Source organism: Cellulomonas sp. IC4_254, assembly GCF_011603975.1.
Lineage (GTDB): Bacteria > Actinomycetota > Actinomycetes > Actinomycetales > Cellulomonadaceae > Cellulomonas.
The window spans coordinates 1-17,359 of sequence record NZ_JAANNB010000021.1; the positions used below are offsets into that span (position 1 = coordinate 1).

Genomic DNA, 17,359 nt, shown 5'->3' on the forward strand with positions numbered 1-17,359 from the left:
CGGCGCGCCCCTCGTCGTCCTCGAGCACGTGGAGAAGCACTTCGGTGCCCTGCACGTCCTGCAGGACGTCAACCTCACCGTGCGCCGCGGCGAGGTCGTCGTCGTGATCGGCCCGTCCGGCAGCGGCAAGTCCACGCTGTGCCGGACGATCAACCGGCTGGAGACCATCGAGTCCGGCACCATCACCGTCGACGGCGTCCCCCTGCCCGCCGAGGGCCGTGCGCTCGCCCGGCTCCGCGCGGACGTCGGCATGGTGTTCCAGTCGTTCAACCTGTTCGCCCACCGCACCGTGCTGGAGAACGTCACCCTCGGCCTGCGCAAGGTCCGCCGGATCGGCGGCCGCGAGGCGAAGGAGCGCGCGATGGCGCTGCTCGAGCGGGTCGGCGTCGCCAGCCAGGCGGACAAGCTGCCCGCGCAGCTGTCCGGCGGCCAGCAGCAGCGCGTGGCGATCGCCCGGGCGCTCGCGATGGAGCCCAAGGTCATGCTGTTCGACGAGCCGACCTCCGCCCTCGACCCCGAGATGATCAACGAGGTCCTCGACGTCATGACGTCGCTGGCGGCCGAGGGCATGACGATGGTCGTCGTCACGCACGAGATGGGCTTCGCCCGGCGCGCGGCCGACCGCGTCGTGTTCATGGACGGCGGGGCCATCGTCGAGGAGGCGGACCCCGAGACGTTCTTCACCGCCCCCCGCAGCGACCGGGCCCGCGACTTCCTGTCGAAGATCCTCACCCACTGAGCCCGGGCGCCCCCGCGCCCGCAGCACCACCGCGCACCACCGCACGAACCCTGACCGGCACCCACCGAGACGCACCGCATCCCGACGCGACCCAGGAGCCCGACATGAGAACCCGAACCGCAGGCCCGATCGCCCTCGCCGCCGCCGCCGTCCTCACCCTCGCCGCCTGCGGCGGGTCGGACGACGCCGACAGCGGCTCGACCCCGGAGGTCTCCGACGTCGAGGCGGCCGACTTCCCCGAGGGCTCGACCATGGCCGCCCTCGCCGAGGCCGGCTCGATCACCGTCGGCACCAAGTTCGACCAGCCGCTGTTCGGCCTGGTCGGCCCCGACGGCACCCCCGAGGGCTTCGACGTCGAGATCGCCAAGATCATCGCGGGCGCGCTCGGCATCCCGGAGGACGGCATCGAGTGGAAGGAGACGGTGTCGGCGAACCGCGAGTCGTTCATCGAGTCCGGCCAGGTCGACATCGTCGTCGCGACCTACACGATCAACGACGAGCGCAAGCAGGTCGTCTCGTTCGCCGGCCCCTACTACGAGGCCGGCCAGTCGATCCTCACGCTCGCGAGCAACGAGGACATCCAGGGCCCCGACGACCTCGCCGGCAAGAAGGTCTGCACCGTCTCCGGGTCGACGCCCGAGGCGAACCTGCTGGAGAACTACCCCGACACCGAGGTCGTGCCGTTCGGCGCCTACTCCGACTGCCTGGAGCCGCTGCGCGGCGGCCAGGTGGACGCCATGAGCACCGACAACGTCATCCTCGCCGGCTTCGCGGCCGACGACCCGACGTTCGAGGTCCGCGGCGAGCCCTTCACCCAGGAGCCGTACGGCATCGGCCTGGCGCTCGACGACACCGACTTCCGGATGTGGATCAACGACGTCCTGGAGCAGGCCTACGAGGACGGCACCTGGACCGAGGCGTGGGAGGCGACCGCCGGCAGCGTGCTGCCGACGCCCGAGCCGCCCGCCGTCGACCGGTACTGACGCCGCGCCGGGCGGAGCCCGGGGCTCCGGCTCCCGGGCGCCGCCCGCCCGCGTCGCCCCCTCGTCCCACCGAAGGCAAGGACCCCCGCGTGGACCTGATCGCCGACAACCTGCCGGCCTACCTGAGCGGCTTCCGCGTGACGTTGCAGCTCACCCTGCTGTCCGGCGCGTTCGCCCTGGTCTGGGGCACCGTGCTCGCCGCGATGCGCGTGTCGCCGCTGTCGACGCTGCGCGGCCTCGCCGTCACGTACGTCGAGCTGCTGCGCAACACCCCGCTGACCCTGGTCTTCTTCTTCCTGGTGTTCGTGGCGCCGCAGTTCGGCGTGCTGCCCCCGCTGGGCTTCTGGACCGCCGTCATCGCGCTGTCGGCCTACACGTCCGCGTTCGTCTGCGAGGCGGTCCGGTCCGGCATCAACGGCATCCCCGTCGGCCAGGCCGAGGCGGCCCGCGCGATCGGGCTGACGTTCTCGCAGACGCTCGGGCTCGTCGTGCTGCCGCAGGCCGTGCGGTCGGTCGTCCCGCCCCTGATCAACGTCCTCATCGCCCTCACCAAGAACACCTCCGTGGCCGCCGGCTTCGCGGTGGTCGAGCTGCTGGCCTCCGGCCGCCGGATCGCCCTCGCGAACCCGTCCGAGGCCACGCTGGCGCTGGTCGGCGTCGGGCTGTTCTACCTGGTCATCACCATCCCGGCCGGCTACCTGGCCGGGGTCCTCGAGCGGAAGGTGGCGTTCGCCCGATGAGCTCCGTCCTGTACGACGAGCCCGGCCCCGTCGCCCGGCGGCGCGAGCGGATCGGCTCCGTCGTCGGCGGCCTGCTGGTCGTCGCCCTGCTCGTGCTCGCCTTCCGGTACGCGGACGACCGCGGCCTGTTCGGCGCCGACCGGTGGGACGTGCTCTACGACCCGCCGAAGAACCAGTCCGCCGAGGCCGTCTGGACGTCCATGGTGCTCCGTGGCCTCGGCGCCACCCTGCGCGCCGCGGCGGTCGCCGCCCCGCTCGCGCTCGTCCTCGGCCTGCTGCTGGCGATGTGGCGCACCACCCGGATCGCCTGGCTCCGCGCCCCCGCGACCGTCGTCATCGAGCTGTTCCGCGGCCTGCCCGTGCTGCTCATGATGCTGTTCGGCCTGCTCGGCTTCGGCTGGGACGCGTTCGCGGCCGTCGTGTTCGGCCTCACCGTCTACAACATGGCGATCATCGCCGAGATCCTGCGCGCCGGGCTCGCGTCGCTGCCGAAGGGCCAGACCGAGGCGGCCTACGCCATCGGGCTGTCGCGGTGGCAGACGCTGCTGCTCGTCCAGCTGCCGCAGGCGGTGCGCACCATGCTGCCGAGCCTCATCGCGCAGCTCGTCGTGCTGCTCAAGGACTCGTCGCTCGGGTTCATCGTCGGGTACCCGGAGCTGCTCCGGGCGATGCAGACCAACGCCCAGTACTTCGGCAACAAGTACTACGTCGCGCTGTTCCTCGTCGGCGCCGGGATCTACCTGGTCGTGAACATCTCGCTCACCCGGCTGGCCGTGTGGCTGCAGCGCCGCGGCGGGCCGAAGACCGCGGGGAAGGTCGCGCGGGACGTCACCGTCGCACCGGCCGGCATCGGCGGCCCGGGCGGGCCCGGCGGGTTCGCGTCGGGAGCGGGCGGCACGGTCTGACGCGACCTCGGCGGGGGCCTGTCCCGGCGGGGGCGTGCCTCGCGGGGCGCGCCTCGGCGGAGCGCGTCCGCGGTCAGGGCTCGGCTCCTGCGCGGGCCCTCGCGTCGGGCCGGGCCGGGACCGGGGTCAGCCGGCGGTGGCGCTCGCGCGGACCTCGCGGACGACGGTCACCTTGATCTCGCCCGGGTAGGACAGGTCCTGCTCGATGTGCCGGGCGATCTCGACCGCCAGCCGGCCGATCTCCGTGTCCGGGACCGCGCTCGGCTCCACGACCACGCGCATCTCGCGGCCGGCCGCCATGGCGAGCGCGCGCCGGACGCCGGCGTGGCTCGCCACGAGCTCCTCCAGCTGCTCCAGCCGCTCGACGTGCTGGTCCGTGTCCTCGCGCCGGGCGCCGGGGCGCGCCGCCGACATCGCGTCCGCGACCTGGACCAGCACCGCCTCCACCGTCTCGGCGGGCACCTCGTCGTGGTGCGCGGCGATGCCGTTGACCACCGCGTCCGACTCGCCGTGCCGGGCGGCCAGGGCGGCACCGACCTGGGCGTGCGTGCCGGGGACCTCGCCGGTCAGGGCCTTGCCGAGGTCGTGCAGCAGCGCCGCCCGGCGCGCGACATCGACGTCCGCGCCGATCTCGGCCGCGACCTGCGCCGCGATCAGGGCGGACTCCACCAGGTGCTCGAGCACGTTCTGGCCGAACGACGTGCGCAGCCGCAGCCGGCCGAGGACGCGCACCAGCTCGGGGTCCAGCCCACGCACGCCGGCACGCTCGGCGGCGGCGTGCCCCGCCTCGTCAGCCCGGTCGTCCGACCCCGCCAGCGCCTCGGCGTACGCCGTCTCGATCCGCTGCGGGTTGATCCGCCCGTCCGCCATCAGGGCCTCGAGCGCGACCTGGGCCACCTCGCGGCGGTCCGCGTCGAAGCAGGACAGCACGACGGTGCCCGGGGTCTCATCCACGAGGACGTTCACGCCGGTCAGCGCCTCGAAGTGCCGGATGTTCCGGCCCTCCTTGCCGATGATGCGGCCCTTCAGCTCGTCCGAGGGCAGCGGCAGCATCGTCACCGCCGCCTGGCTGCTCGTCGGGACGGCCGCCCGCTGCGCCGCCGTGGCGAGCACCCGGCGGACCTTGGCGTCGGCGGTGCGGCGGGCCTGGGCCTCGACCCGGCGGATCGTCGCCGCCGCGGCCGTCTGCGCCTCGGCGGTCAGCTGCCGCAGCAGCTCCGCGCGCGCCTCCCCCGCCGTGAGGCCGGACGTGGCCTCCAGCCGCTCCGCCGCCTCCTGACCCGCGGCACCGAGCCGGTCGGCGGCCTGGCGCTCCGCGGCGGCGAGCCGCTCGGCGGCCGCGCGCTCGGCCTCCGCGGTGACCCGGGCGGCCTCGCGCTCCGCGGCGGCCAGACGCTCCGCGGCACCCGCCGCGGCCGTCGACGCCTGCTCCGCGGCCTGACGGCGGAGGTCGGCGGCCGCGTCATTCGCGGCGCGGGCGGCACGCTCCTGCTCCGCGGCCGCACGCTCCGCAGCCGCCGCGGTCTGCTCCCGCTCGGCCGCCCGGGCCTCGCGACGCTGCGCGTCGGCCAGCGCGGTGCGGGCCTCGTCGCGGATGGACTGCACGTCCTCCTGCGCCTGCCGGCGGACGGCGGCGGCCTCACGACGCGCCAGCAGCACCAGGACGAGCGCGACCAGGCAGGCGGCGAGCAGCCCCACGACGATCGCCACGTCCTGCATGCGTCCACGCTCCTGGTCCTGATGCTGCGGCTGGCCGGACGGCGGCGGTGCACCGACACCCGGGGTCCCGCGGCCGCTGCCCGACCGCGCCCGGGAGCGGCCGCCGGGAGCGGCGGGAAGCGGGTGGGCGCGGGTCGACGGCGACGCGAGGGGGCCCATTGTTCCCCATGCGGGTGACCGGACCTGCGAGGTCGGGCGCATGGTGTCGCCTCGGGACGTCGCGGGGAGCGGGTGGAGCGCCGTGCCGGACACGCGGGCGTGTCGGGTGGAGCGCCCTGCCGGACACGCCGGGCGCGTCGGGAAGAACGCTCCACCCGGACGCGCCGTGCGGGGCACGGCGGGACGCGGGCCTCGCACGCGCGCCGTGGCGGGTCAGCCCCAGGCCGGGCCGCCGAGCGCGTCGCCCCCGGTGTCCGACCCGTCCGCGCCCTCGGCGTCGAGCTCCTCGCGCACGACCCGCGAGACCAGCGAGCCGCCGTACCCGCGCCGCCCGAGAGCGCCGTACGCGCGCCGGAGGCGGACCTCCCGGTCGAGCCCGCGGGTCGCGCGCAGCTTCTTGCGGGCGAGGGCGCGGGCCGCCTGCTCCTCGTCGGCGTCGTCCACCTGCTCCAGCGCCTCGCGCGCCACCTCGTCGTCGACGCCCTTGCGGCGGAGCTCCATCGCCAGGGCGCGCCTGGACATGCCGCGCTCGGCGTGCCGGCTTCGCACGAGGACCTCGGCGTACGCGGCGTCGTCGACCAGGCCCACTTCGGTGAACCGGTCGAGCACCCGGTCCGCGACGTCCTCCGGGACGTCGCGCCTGGCCATCGCCTCGGCGAGCTGGGCCCGGCTGCGGGGCGCGGCGGTCAGCTGGCGCAGGGCGATCGCGCGCGCGACGGACTCGGGGTCCGGCTCCGTGTCGGTGGCGGCCGCGCCGGAGCGCGGCGGCTCGGTCGCGGGCGCGCGACGACGACCGGACGGTGGGCGACGTGCGGCGCGCTGCCGGCCACCGCCCGTGGCGCGTCGCGGGGCGGTCGGATCGTGATCGGGCGCTGCGCCGTCGGGTGCGCCGCCGTCGATCGCACCGCCGTCGATCACACCACCGTCAGGCGCACCGACGTCAGTCACGCCACCGTCGATCGCACGGCCGTCAGGCACGCCACCGTCGATCGCACCGCCGTCAGGCGAGCCGCCGTCGGGTGCCTGGACCGGCTCCGCGGGCGAGCCGCCCCCGGCCCGAGCGCCCCCGGAGCGCGCGACGATCTCGGCCAGTCGCGCGGCCACGGCCGCGACCTCCGGCGACTGCTCCCGCGCGGCGTCGACGGCACCGTGCGGGCTGCGACGGGCTCCGGCCGCGCGGCGCTCGTCCGATCGTGCATCCCGCGCTCGCGCGCGCGACCGCGAGTCGGTGCGGGGTGCCGCGGCGGGGTCGGCGTCCCGTGTCGGGTCCCCGGCGGTCGTGCCGCGCGCGTTCGCCCGGGACGCGCGTGCCCGGGTCCCGCCGCCCCGTGCGGAGGTGGGTGCGGACGACCCGTCGCCATCGTCCCGCTCCGCCGCCGGCACCGGGGCGACGTCGTCCCACGCCGATCCGGGCGCGGGCGAGTCGTCGTCCCACGCCGCCGCAAGCGACGGCGAGTCGTCGTCCCACACCGATCCGGGCGCGGGCGCGTCGTCGTCCCACACGGACGCCGAGGACTCGGCCGGACCCGCCCAGGCGGACGCGTCGCCGTCGGACTGGTCGTCCCACGCCGACGCGGCCGCCGAGGCGGTGTCGAGCCACGCCGAACCGCCCCCGGCCGCCTCCTCGTCCCGGGCGGCGGCCGGGTCGTGCCAGGTCGACATCAGAAGTCGACCTTCACCTCCGCGCCGGCAGGCGCGTCGACCTTGGCACCGATGCCGAGCTTCTCGAGGATCTTCTTCTCGATCTCCGCGGCGAGGTCCGGGTTGTCGCGCAGGAAACCGCGCGCGTTCTCCTTGCCCTGGCCGAGCTGGTCGCCCTCGTAGGTGAACCAGGAGCCGGACTTCCGGATGAACCCGTGCTCGACGCCCATGTCGATGAGGCCGCCCTCGCGGGAGATGCCGACGCCGTACAGGATGTCGAACTCGGCCTGCTTGAAGGGCGGGGCCATCTTGTTCTTGACGATCTTGATCCGGGTCCGGTTGCCGACGGCGTCCGAGCCCTCCTTGAGCGTCTCGATGCGGCGGATGTCCATGCGGACCGAGGCGTAGAACTTGAGCGCCTTGCCACCGGTGGTCGTCTCGGGCGAGCCGAAGAACACGCCGATCTTCTCGCGGAGCTGGTTGATGAAGATCGCGGTGGTGCCGGACGCGTTGAGCGCACCGGTGATCTTGCGGAGCGCCTGCGACATGAGGCGGGCCTGCAGACCGACGTGGCTGTCGCCCATCTCGCCCTCGATCTCGGCCTTCGGCACGAGCGCCGCGACGGAGTCGATGACGATGATGTCGATCGCGCCGGAGCGGATCAGCATGTCCATGATCTCGAGCGCCTGCTCACCGGTGTCCGGCTGGGACACGAGCAGCGCGTCGGTGTCGACGCCGAGCTTCTTGGCGTAGTCCGGGTCCAGCGCGTGCTCCGCGTCGATGAACGCGGCGATGCCGCCCTGGCGCTGGGCGTTGGCCACGGCGTGCAGCGCGACGGTGGTCTTGCCGGAGGACTCGGGGCCGTAGATCTCGACGATGCGGCCCTTCGGCAGACCGCCGATGCCGAGCGCGACGTCGAGGGCGACGGAGCCGGTCGGGATGACCTCGACCGGGGCGCGACCGTCGTCGCCGAGACGCATGATCGAGCCCTTGCCGAACTGGCGGTCGATCTGGCTGAGGGCGGCCTCGAGGGCCTTCTCGCGGTCCTGGGGTGCGGGCATGGTGTTCCACCTCGTGCGTCTCGTGCAGCCTCGCGCTGCGCCGGCAGGGCTGGTCTCGTGTGTCGTGCGATGACGCTATGCCCGACCACCGACATGGACCCCGGTCCCGTCCACAGCCCGCACGGCCCGCCCCGCTGGGGACGACCGGCCGGCCGCACCCGGACCCGCGGCGCGCCAACGTCGTCCACTCTACCGAACACGTGTTCGACCGGCGCCGCACCGACACGCCCGGCGCGTCGGCCCCGCGACGAGACCCCGTCGGCCGCTCAGCCCCGCCGCACCACCCCTCAGCCCACCGCCGCACCGTCCGCCGGCGACACCCCCGCCTCCCCCAGCCGCACCGCGTCCCCCGGCGCGAGCAGCACGGGCTCCACCTGCGCCCGCCGCGCCAGGGCTCGCGCGAACGCGGGTCCCGCCCGGTCCATCCACCCCGGCGGGAGCCGCCGGGACGCGGGCGCGTGCAGCGTCCCCCAGTGCACCGGCACCGCCCGCCGCACGCCGACCGCCTCGCAGACCGCCGCGGCCTGGTGCGGGTCCATGTGCCCGCCGGACAGCCGCGGCCCCCACCCGCCGACCGGGACCAGGGCCAGGTCGATCGGCCCGCCGGCGAGGTCCGGCAGCCGGCGCATCTGCGGGTACGGCGCGGTGTCGCCGGCGAACCACACCCGCAGCCCGGGCGCCACGACCAGGAACCCGTGGGCGGCGTTCGGGCGGTGCGGCATCGGGCGGTGGCCGTGCTCGGCGGGGACCGGACGCACCCGGACCGGCGTGCCGGGGACGGTCCACCACTCCTCGGCCCCGAGGCCGACCGCGCGCAGCCCCTGCCGGTGCAGCCAGTGCGCGTTGGCGCGCGCCGCGAGCACCGGCACGTCGCCCAGCAGGCGCAACGAGCCGACGTCGGCGTGGTCGTGGTGCAGGTGGGACACGAGCACGGCGCCGGCTCCCGCCCAGTCCTCGGGGTGCGGCGCGGGGGTGCGGCGGCGGAGCAGGCCGGCGTGCGGGCGCAGCAGCGGGTCGGTGAGCAGGCGCGCGCCGCCCACGTCGAGGACGACCGTCGCGTGCCCGAGCCAGCGCAACGTCGCGCCCGCGCCGCTCGGGTCGCCCGCGGTCACCTCGGCCCCCCGGGTCGGTCGTGGTCCCGGGGCGCGGTCGCGGCACCGGTCACGTCGCCGGCTCTCCCGCGGCCGGCTCCCCGGCCACCGTCCCGTCGGCGACGGGCTCCCCCGCCGCGTCGGCCGCGTCGGCCGCCTCCCGCCGCGTCGCCGTGCTGCGCAGCCCGAGCCGGGTCGCCCACCGCACGAGCTGCTCGTGCACCCGGTCCGCGCCGACGGGCATGCGCCGGCCGTCGACGTCGGCCAGCAGGTCGTCGTCGAGCGCGAGGTCCGCGGGGTGCAGCAGCACGGCCCGATTCTGCGCACCCCCGAGGCCGCCGTGCGAGCCGACCTGGCCCTCGAACGCGTGCACGTGCCCGTCGGCGGTGACGTCCGAGAGCAGCACCAGGTCGCCGACGTGGCCGAGCCGCCCCAGCCGGCGCAGGTCGTCCGCCGCCTGACCGCCGTACCGGGCGACCGGGTCCACGCCGTCGACGGCGGGGCGGTCGCCGTCGGCCTCGAGCCAGGCGACGCCGCCCGGCCCGACCGCGACCAGGCCGCGCGCCGCCGTGTCCACGACCACGAGCCCGACGCCCCGGGTCCCGGCCAGGCCCCGCACGAGGCCCGGCCAGCGCTCCTCGACCTCCTCGAGCACCAGGCGCCGGCCGGCCCGCGGGAACCAGACCATGCCGAGGTTGCCCGAGCCGGTGACGGCGACGTCCGGCAGGGCGGCGCCGTCCGAGCCGGGCTCCGGCGCCTCGGCCCGGTGCTCGCGCCGGTCCCGCCCCTGCGGCCCGAGCACCCGCGAGGTGTCCCCGCCGCGCCGTGCGGCGGTCGAGCTCAGGAACGCGTTCAGCGGGCCCCACTCCTCGTCGTCGGTGCCCGCCTGCACGGCGTCGACCCCGGGCCCGGCCATGTGCTCGCGCACCACGTCGACCAGCGGCCGGCCCGTGACCTGCTCGAAGGTCGCGCCGAGCGACTGCCCGTGGTCGGACAGCACCACCACGCGGTAGTCCCGGGGTGCGGCCGCGGCCACCCGGACCAGCGTGTCCAGGACGCGGTCGAGACCCTCCAGGGCACGCATGGACTCGGGCCGGGTCGGGCCGGCGTGGTGCGCGATCTCGTCGTAGTCGACCAGGTCGACGAACACCACCGGCGCCCCGCGGACCAGCTGCTCGGCGACCACCGACGTCGCGAGGTCCCGCAGCAGCACGTTCGTCACCCCGCGGAGCACCACGTACCAGCCGCGTCGCGCCACGCGCGGTCGCACGCCGCGGACTCGCTGCCGCCGACCCTGGTAGAGCTCCTTGACCATCTCGCCGACGGTGAGCGTCACCGCGCGGGCCAGCACGAACGGGCTCGCGAAGAACCGCAGGTACGACGTCCCGGGCCCGATCCCCCGCCGCGCCTGGCTCATTACCAGGTGCTGCCGCTCGGCGTCGCCGGAGAACATCGTCGCGACCGCCGCGCCGCCGTCCGCGAGCAGGCCCCGGCCGTCCGACAGCCGCCGCTCGACCAGCGCCGCGTCCTCCGGGTGGTTCGTGACCACCAGCCGGCCGAGCTCGCGGTCCCACCAGCGGAACGAGCAGATCTCGTCGGCGGCGCCGTGCAGCAGCCCGGCCTGGCTCGCGGGCGTCGTCGACGGCGCCTGCGCCCACCACTCCCGCACGGTGTGCGTCCCGTCCGCGACCCACCGCGCCATCGTCGGCGCCAGCCCGGCGTCGACCGCCTGGGCCAGCACCGGCGCGGCGACGCCGTCGAGCTGCACGACCAGCAGCCCGGGCGGCCGGTGGTCGGGCACCGCGCCGCCGCCCTCCCCGGCGCGACGCGCGTGCGCCCGGGCGCGGCGCAGCACGTCGCCGACGACGTAGTCGGAGTCGGACGCGCCCCACACCCACCGGCCGACGGCCATCACGACCGCGGCGATGACCAGGACCTGGACGACCGCCCACGGGTTGGTCACCTGCAGCCCGGGCAGCAGCGTCAGTGCGAGCCACGCGACGAGCACCTGCGCGGCGAGTCCCGCGAGCAGCGCCCCCATCGCCCCGCCGACGCGCGCGAGCAGGCGCAGCGGCGGCCGCAGCACGAGGTCGCCGACCGCCACCGCGAGCGCCGCGAGGAGCACGGAACCGGGGTTGGAGGCGCTCACGCCGTCGACGACCGCGATCGCGATGCCGAGCCCCAGGGCGGTCGTCACCAGGCCCAGCAGCGCGTCGCCCACGTCGCTGAGCGTGACCGACCACCAGCCGGGCTGCGGACGGTGCGGGTCGTCGGGCGACACGTCCTCAGCCTGCCACGCGCGGGCGCGCGCCGGGCGACCCGCAGCGGGTGGTGCCGGGCGTGCCCGCCGAGGTCAGGGGCGCGCGGGCGGCGCCTGCCGGTACTTGTCGGAGCCCCAGCGCTGCGCGTCCGGGATGTCGAGCTCGTCGCACAGGGCGTGCCACACGTCGCGCGGGTCGACCCCGGCGTCGAGCGCCTGCTCGGGGGTGCGGTCGCCGAGGCGCTGGAGCACGAGCTCGTGCACGAGCACGCGGCCGTGGGCGCTGCCGAGCACCTCGTCGACCAGCTGCCAGAACTCGCGGTACCGCACCTCGCGCTCCTCCCGTCCCTGTCGTGGACCTGCGAGCGTACGCGCGCCGGGGCGCGGGTGGTCAGTCCTCCGCGAGCGGCAGCGACAGCAGCCACCCCGACATCGGGTGCCGCACCACGACCTGCGCCCGGTGCACCCGCGCCGCGTCCCCGTCGCCGACCCGCACCTCGAGGTCCGACGGCGCGGGGCTGCCGACGAGCGCCGCGACGACGTTCCCCAGCAGCCCGCGCACCCGGGGCCGGCGCCGCGCGCGCCCACCGCCGCCGCCGAGCAGCGCGTCGACCACCGCCGCCGTGTCCCGGCGCGGCACCTCCAGCGTCACGACGTCCTCGACGTGCACCTCGTCGAGCCCGTCGCGGTGCAGCCGCACCTCCAGGTCCGGCGTCCCGGCGAGCACCACGACGACCGGCGACCGCTCGGCCCCCTGGACGTCGTCCTCCCACGGGTCGGCCTCGGGCACCGGCGCCGGCGCGCGTCCGTGACGCGCACCCGCCTCCCAGAGCGCCCGGACCGCGGCCTGCGTCGCGTCGTCGATCGGCATGCCCCCGATCCTGCCCCGCCGAGCACTGCCTCCGCAGCCGTTCGCGCAGCGCGCAGCCGCGGAGCCGCAGGTGGGGGCGCGCGTGTCGGTGCTCCGGGACAGAATGGCGCGGTGACACCTCCCCCGACCGCCGGCGGCCCCACCGGCGCCGACGTCCTCGGGCGGTTCTCCGAGCCGACGCAGGACTGGTTCCGCGGCGCGTTCGCCGAGCCGACGGCCGCGCAGGCGGGTGCGTGGGACGCGGTGTCGACCGGGCGGCACGCCCTCGTGGTGGCCCCGACGGGCTCCGGCAAGACGCTCGCGGCGTTCCTGTGGGCGCTCGACCGCATCACCGCCGAGCCGGTGGACGCCGAGGCCGACCCGCTGCAGCGGTGCCGGGTGCTGTACGTGTCGCCGCTGAAGGCGCTGGCCACCGACGTCGAGCGGAACCTGCGCTCGCCGCTGGTCGGCGTGCGGCAGGCCGCGACCCGCCGAGGGCTGACGCTGCCGGACGTGCAGGTCGGGGTCCGGACCGGCGATACCCCGCCGAACGAGCGGCGGCAGTTCGCGACGAAGCCGCCGGACATCCTCATCACGACGCCCGAGTCGCTGTTCCTCGTGCTGACGTCCGGCGCCCGAGCGGGGCTGTCGGGCGTGCGGACGGTCATCCTCGACGAGATCCACGCGGTCGCCGGGACCAAGCGCGGCGCGCACCTCGCGGTGTCGCTGGAGCGGCTGGACGCGCTGCTCGACCGGCCGGACGGTCCCGGACCGGCGCAGCGGATCGGCCTGTCCGCGACGGTCACGCCGGTCGACCGGGTGGCGGCCTTCCTCAGCGGCGGCCGCGCCCCCGCGGACGGCGGGCGCGAGGTGGTCGTCGTGCAGCCGCCGTCGACCAAGGAGATCCGGGTCGACGTCGTCGTCCCCGTGCCCGACCTCACGGACCTGGGCGCGCCGCTGCCCGACGACGGCAAGGCCCGCGGGCCGAAGCCGGTCGTCGACGACGAGCTGCCGCCGCTCGCGCCCGGCGAGGCCGACCTCACCGGGCAGGCCGCGGGCTCCGGGGCGCCGCGCCCGTCGATCTGGCCGCACGTCGAGGAGCGCGTCGTCGACCTGGTCGCCGACCACCGGTCGACGCTGGTGTTCACCAACTCCCGCCGCGGCGCAGAGCGGCTGACGGCCCGGATGAACGAGGTGTGGGCCGAGCGGCAGGGCGAGGACGTCCCCGACCCCGGGACGCTGTGGGCGGCGCAGGCCAACGCGCAGTCCGGGACCGCCGTCGGCGTGGACGCCCGGGACGCGGACACGATCATCGCCCGCGCGCACCACGGGTCGATGAGCCGGGCGGAGCGCACCCGCACCGAGTCCGAGCTGATGGCCGGCCGGCTGCCCGCAGTGGTGGCGACGAGCTCGCTGGAGCTCGGCATCGACATGGGTGCGGTCGACCTGGTGGTCCAGGTGGGCGCGCCCCCGTCGGCGGCCAGCGGGCTGCAGCGCATCGGCCGTGCGGGGCACCAGGTCGGCGCGGTGTCGCACGGCGTGGTGTTCCCGACGTTCCGCGGCGACCTCGTGCCCGCGGCGGTGACCGCGCTGCGGATGCGCGCCGGGCAGATCGAGCCGCTGCACGTGCTGACCAACCCGCTCGACGTGCTGGCGCAGCAGGTCGTCGCGATGGTGGCGCAGGAGGACTGGACGGTCACGGAGCTCGCCGCGGTCGTCCGCCGGTCCGCCCCGTTCACCACCCTCGGGGACGCGACGCTGCGGGCGGTGCTCGACATGCTCGCGGGGAGGTACCCCAGCGAGGAGTTCGCCGAGCTGCGCCCGCGCATCCTGTGGGACCGCGCGACCGACGTGCTGAGCGCGCGCCCCGGGGCGCTCCGGCTGGCGGTCACCAGCGGCGGCACGATCCCGGACCGCGGCCTGTACGGCGTGTTCCTGGCGTCCGGCTCCGAGACCGCGGACGTGCCGGTCGACCCCGAGCGGTCGGGCGGGCGGACCCGCGGCGGCAAGCGCGTCGGCGAGCTCGACGAGGAGATGGTCTACGAGTCGCGGGTCGGCGACACGTTCACGCTCGGGTCGAGCACCTGGCGGATCGAGGACATCACCCCGGACCGCGTGCTGGTGACGCCCGCCCCCGGCGTCCCCGGGCGGCTGCCGTTCTGGAAGGGCGACTCCCAGGGCCGGCCGGCCTCGCTCGGCCGCGCGATGGGCGCCTGGTCCCGCGAGGTCGCCGACCTGCCCGACGCCGAGGCGCGCGAGCGGGTCGCCGACGCGGGGCTCGACCCGTGGGCCGCCGACAACCTGCTCGGCTACCTGCGCGAGCAGCGGGACGCGACCGGGACCCTGCCGAGCGACGTCACCGTCGTGGTCGAGCGGTTCCGGGACGAGCTCGGCGACTGGCGGGTGGTCGTGCACTCCCCGTACGGCGCGCGGGTGCACGCCCCGTGGGCCCTGGTGCTCGGCGCGCGGCTGCGGGAGCGGTTCGGGGTGGACGCCGCGGCGATGCACGCCGACGACGGCATCGTGCTGCGGCTGCCGGACATGCTCGCCGCGACCGCCGACCCGGTGGGCGACCTGCTCGGCTGGACGGCGCCCGACGCGTGGTCGGCCGACGGCTCCCCGGAGAGCCTCGGCGGCCTCACCGACGCCGCCCCGGTCGACGCGGCGGACCTCCTGATCGAGCCCGACGAGGTCGCCGACGCCGTCCGCGAGGAGCTCGGCGGCTCCGCCATGTTCGGCGCCCGGTTCCGGGAGGCCGCGGCCCGCGCGCTGCTGCTCCCCCGCCGCCGGCCCGACCGCCGGCAGCCGCTGTGGCAGCAGCGGCAGCGCTCGGCGCAGCTGCTCAGCGTCGCCTCCCGGTACCCCGACTTCCCGATCCTGCTCGAGGCCGTGCGCGAGTGCCTGCAGGACGACTTCGACATCGACGCGCTGGTCGAGCTGATGCGCAACGTGTCGGCCGGGCGGGTGCGCGTCGTCGAGGTGACCACGACCCGGCCGTCGCCGTTCGCCCAGTCGCTGCTGTTCGGCTACACCGCCCAGTTCCTCTACGACGGCGACGCCCCGCTGGCCGAGCGCCGGGCCGCCGCGCTGACGCTCGACCCGACGCTGCTGGACGAGCTGCTCGGGGGTGGTGGCGGGTCGCAGATCGCCGACCTGCTCGACCCGGACGCGGTCGTCCGCACCGAGGCCGAGCTCACCGCCACCGACCCGGACCGGCAGGCGCGCACGGCCGAGCAGGTCGCGGACGTGCTGCGCCGGCACGGCCCGCTGGCGCTGGCGGGCGTCGAGGCGCGGACGCGCGAGGACGTGCGCGACGAGGTGGCCGGGTGGCTCGCCGACCTGGAGCACGCCCGCCGGATCATCCGGGTCCGGATCTCCGGGGTCGCCCCCGCCGACGCCGAGCAGTGGGCCGCCGTCGAGGACGCCGGCCGGCTGCGGGACGCGCTCGGTGTGGCCCTGCCCGTCGGCGTGCCCGAGGTGTTCACCGAGGTGCTGCCCGACCCGCTCGGCGACCTCATGCGCCGGCACGCGCGGACGCACGGCCCGTTCACCACGGCGCAGGTCGCGGCCCGGTTCGGGCTCGGCACCGCGGTGGTGACCGCGGCGCTGCGGCCGCTGGAGCGGGCCGGCGTCGTCGTGCAGGGCCGGCTGCGCCCGGACGCGCTCGGCGGGGTCGGCGACGAGTACTGCGACGCCGACGTGCTGCGCACGCTGCGCCGACGGTCGCTCGCGGCGCTGCGCTCCGAGGTCGAGCCGGTGCCGCAGGTCGCGCTCGGCCGGTTCCTGCCGGCGTGGCAGCACGCCATCGGGCGGTCCGCACCGGGCGCGCTCCGCGGCGTGGACGGGCTGGCGCGTGCCGTCGAGCAGCTGGCCGGCGCCGTCGTGCCCGCCTCCGCGCTGGAGTCGCTGGTGCTGCCCGCGCGGGTGCCGGACTACAGCCCCGCGCTGCTGGACGAGCTCACCGCCTCCGGCGAGGTGCTGTGGGCCGGGCACGGCACGCTCCCCGGCAAGGACGGCCTGGTGAGCCTGCACCTCGCGGCGACCGCCGACCTCACGCTGCCGCTGCTCACGCCGCCCGGCTCCGAGCCGTCGCCCGCGCCCGAGCACCTGGACACGCCGCTGCACCGCGCGCTGGTCGAAGCGCTGCGCGGCGGCGGGGCGTACTTCGTCGGCGCGCTCGGCTCGCGGGTGGCCGAGACGCTGCCCGAGTCGCCGCCGTCGCAGGCCGCGCTGGTCGACGCGCTCTGGGACCTGGTGTGGGCCGGGCTCGTCACGAACGACGGACTCGCGCCGCTGCGCGCGCGGCTGGCCGGCGGGAAGACCACGCACAGGACGACCGCGTCGGCGCCGCCGTCGCGGGCGCGGCAGCTCACGATGGGCGGCGGCCGGTTCGGCGGGCGGCCGAGCCTGCGCGGCAGCGGGCTGGGCCTGCGCGGCGCGGGGCTCGCCGGCGGCGGCCTGGGCGGGCTCGGCGGCGGGCTCGCGACCGCCGCGGGCGAGGCCGGCGGCCGGTGGTCGATGCTGCCGTCCCGGGAGCCGGACCCGACGCGGCGGGCGCACGCCCTGGCCGCGCAGCTGCTCGACCGGCACGGCGTGCTCACCCGCGCGGTCGCGCCCGCCGAGGGCGTCGCCGGGCAGTTCGCGCCGGTGTACCGGGTGCTCGCGGCGCTGGAGCAGCAGGGCCAGGTGCGGCGCGGCTACTTCGTCGAGCACCTGGGCGGCTCGCAGTTCGCGCTCCCCGGCGCCGTCGACCAGCTCCGGGCCGAGGCCCGGCAGATCGAGCGGATCGCCGAGCAGTCGGTGCCCGCGGACGCCGACCGGTCGGTGGTGCTGCTCGCCGCGACCGACCCCGCGAACCCCTACGGCGCCGCGCTGGCGTGGCCGGTCCGCGCCGACGCGCCGACCGGGCACCGGCCGGGACGGAAGGCCGGCGCCGTGGTCGTGCTGGTCGACGGGGTGCTGGCGCTGTACCTGGAGCGCGGCGGGCGCACGGTGCTCACCTTCAGCGAGGACGAGACCGTGCTCCGGCTGGCGACCGCGCGGCTCGCGGAGACCGTGCGCGAGGGCCGGCTCGGTCGGGTCACGCTGGTGCGCGCCGACGGCGAGGAGCTGCTGACCGGCGGGCTGGAGTCGACGGCGCTGGGCCGCGCGCTGGCCCTGGCCGACTTCGCGCCCACGCCCCGGGGCATCCGGCTGCGGAGCGCGCGGTGA

12 protein-coding genes are annotated in these 17,359 nt (G+C 76.7%); 5 read left to right on the forward strand and 7 right to left on the reverse strand.

Annotation, left to right across the window (positions count from 1 at the left end; all coding sequences use genetic code 11):
- From G6556_RS03890 to G6556_RS03905, 4 genes are all read left to right on the forward strand, one after another.
- Positions 1-739: amino acid ABC transporter ATP-binding protein (locus G6556_RS03890; RefSeq protein ID WP_240933576.1), on the forward strand; the 739-nt coding region annotated here is incomplete at its 5' end.
- A gap of 104 nt (positions 740-843) precedes the next feature.
- Positions 844-1,722: a glutamate ABC transporter substrate-binding protein gene (locus G6556_RS03895; protein WP_166938781.1), complete on the forward strand. Its 879-nt coding sequence runs from the start codon at positions 844-846 to the stop codon at positions 1,720-1,722.
- 89 nt (positions 1,723-1,811) lie between these two features.
- A complete protein-coding gene (locus G6556_RS03900) occupies positions 1,812-2,462 on the forward strand; it encodes an amino acid ABC transporter permease (RefSeq protein ID WP_166938783.1) in 651 nt (216 codons plus the stop codon).
- Complete coding sequence (locus G6556_RS03905; RefSeq protein WP_166938785.1) at positions 2,459-3,367, forward strand: amino acid ABC transporter permease; 909 nt, start codon at positions 2,459-2,461, stop codon at positions 3,365-3,367. Before G6556_RS03900 ends, G6556_RS03905 begins: the two co-directional genes overlap by 4 nt.
- Before the next feature lie 126 nt (positions 3,368-3,493).
- Here the strand turns inward: G6556_RS03905 and rny are convergent, their stop codons facing one another.
- From rny to G6556_RS03940, 7 genes are all read right to left on the reverse strand, one after another.
- On the reverse strand, positions 3,494-5,086 hold the full coding sequence (rny, locus tag G6556_RS03910; RefSeq protein WP_166938787.1) for a ribonuclease Y: 1,593 nt from the start codon (positions 5,084-5,086) through the stop codon (positions 3,494-3,496).
- Between the two features lie 372 nt (positions 5,087-5,458).
- Positions 5,459-6,907, reverse strand: a complete 1,449-nt coding sequence (locus G6556_RS03915; protein ID WP_166938788.1) for a regulatory protein RecX — start codon at positions 6,905-6,907, stop codon at positions 5,459-5,461.
- The gene (gene recA, locus G6556_RS03920) at positions 6,907-7,947 is read right to left on the reverse strand and encodes a recombinase RecA (RefSeq protein ID WP_166938790.1); all 1,041 of its coding nucleotides are present in this window, start codon (positions 7,945-7,947) and stop codon (positions 6,907-6,909) included. The genes G6556_RS03915 and recA overlap by 1 nt, the downstream gene beginning before the upstream one ends.
- Before the next feature lie 287 nt (positions 7,948-8,234).
- The gene (locus tag G6556_RS03925) at positions 8,235-9,059 is read right to left on the reverse strand and encodes an MBL fold metallo-hydrolase (RefSeq protein WP_346774707.1); all 825 of its coding nucleotides are present in this window, start codon (positions 9,057-9,059) and stop codon (positions 8,235-8,237) included.
- Between the two features lie 49 nt (positions 9,060-9,108).
- Positions 9,109-11,319, reverse strand: coding sequence for an alkaline phosphatase family protein (locus tag G6556_RS03930; RefSeq protein WP_166938792.1), 2,211 nt, complete (start codon positions 11,317-11,319; stop codon positions 9,109-9,111).
- Positions 11,320-11,391: 72 nt separating this feature from the next.
- Positions 11,392-11,628 carry a DUF3046 domain-containing protein gene (locus G6556_RS03935; RefSeq protein WP_166938793.1) on the reverse strand — a complete coding sequence of 79 codons (237 nt, stop codon included), beginning with the start codon at positions 11,626-11,628 and terminating at the stop codon, positions 11,392-11,394.
- Between the two features lie 61 nt (positions 11,629-11,689).
- Positions 11,690-12,169 (reverse strand): hypothetical protein, encoded by a 480-nt coding sequence (locus G6556_RS03940; protein ID WP_166938795.1) that lies wholly within the window; start codon positions 12,167-12,169, stop codon positions 11,690-11,692.
- A 111-nt stretch (positions 12,170-12,280) separates the two neighbouring features.
- Here G6556_RS03940 and G6556_RS03945 point away from each other — a divergent pair, with 111 nt between their 5' ends.
- Complete coding sequence (locus tag G6556_RS03945) at positions 12,281-17,359, forward strand: DEAD/DEAH box helicase (protein ID WP_166938797.1); 5,079 nt, start codon at positions 12,281-12,283, stop codon at positions 17,357-17,359.

Bases quoted from the DNA above. Each gene is read 5' to 3' on its own strand.
- G6556_RS03905 (WP_166938785.1), top strand. From the start codon at position 2,459: ATGAGCTCCGTCCTGTACGACGAGCCCGGCCCCGTCGCCCGGCGGCGC.
- G6556_RS03895 (WP_166938781.1), top strand. From the start codon at position 844: ATGAGAACCCGAACCGCAGGCCCGATCGCCCTCGCCGCCGCCGCCGTC.
- recA (WP_166938790.1), bottom strand. From the start codon at position 7,947: ATGCCCGCACCCCAGGACCGCGAGAAGGCCCTCGAGGCCGCCCTCAGC.
- rny (WP_166938787.1), bottom strand. From the start codon at position 5,086: ATGCAGGACGTGGCGATCGTCGTGGGGCTGCTCGCCGCCTGCCTGGTC.
- G6556_RS03940 (WP_166938795.1), bottom strand. From the start codon at position 12,169: ATGCCGATCGACGACGCGACGCAGGCCGCGGTCCGGGCGCTCTGGGAG.
- G6556_RS03915 (WP_166938788.1), bottom strand. From the start codon at position 6,907: ATGTCGACCTGGCACGACCCGGCCGCCGCCCGGGACGAGGAGGCGGCC.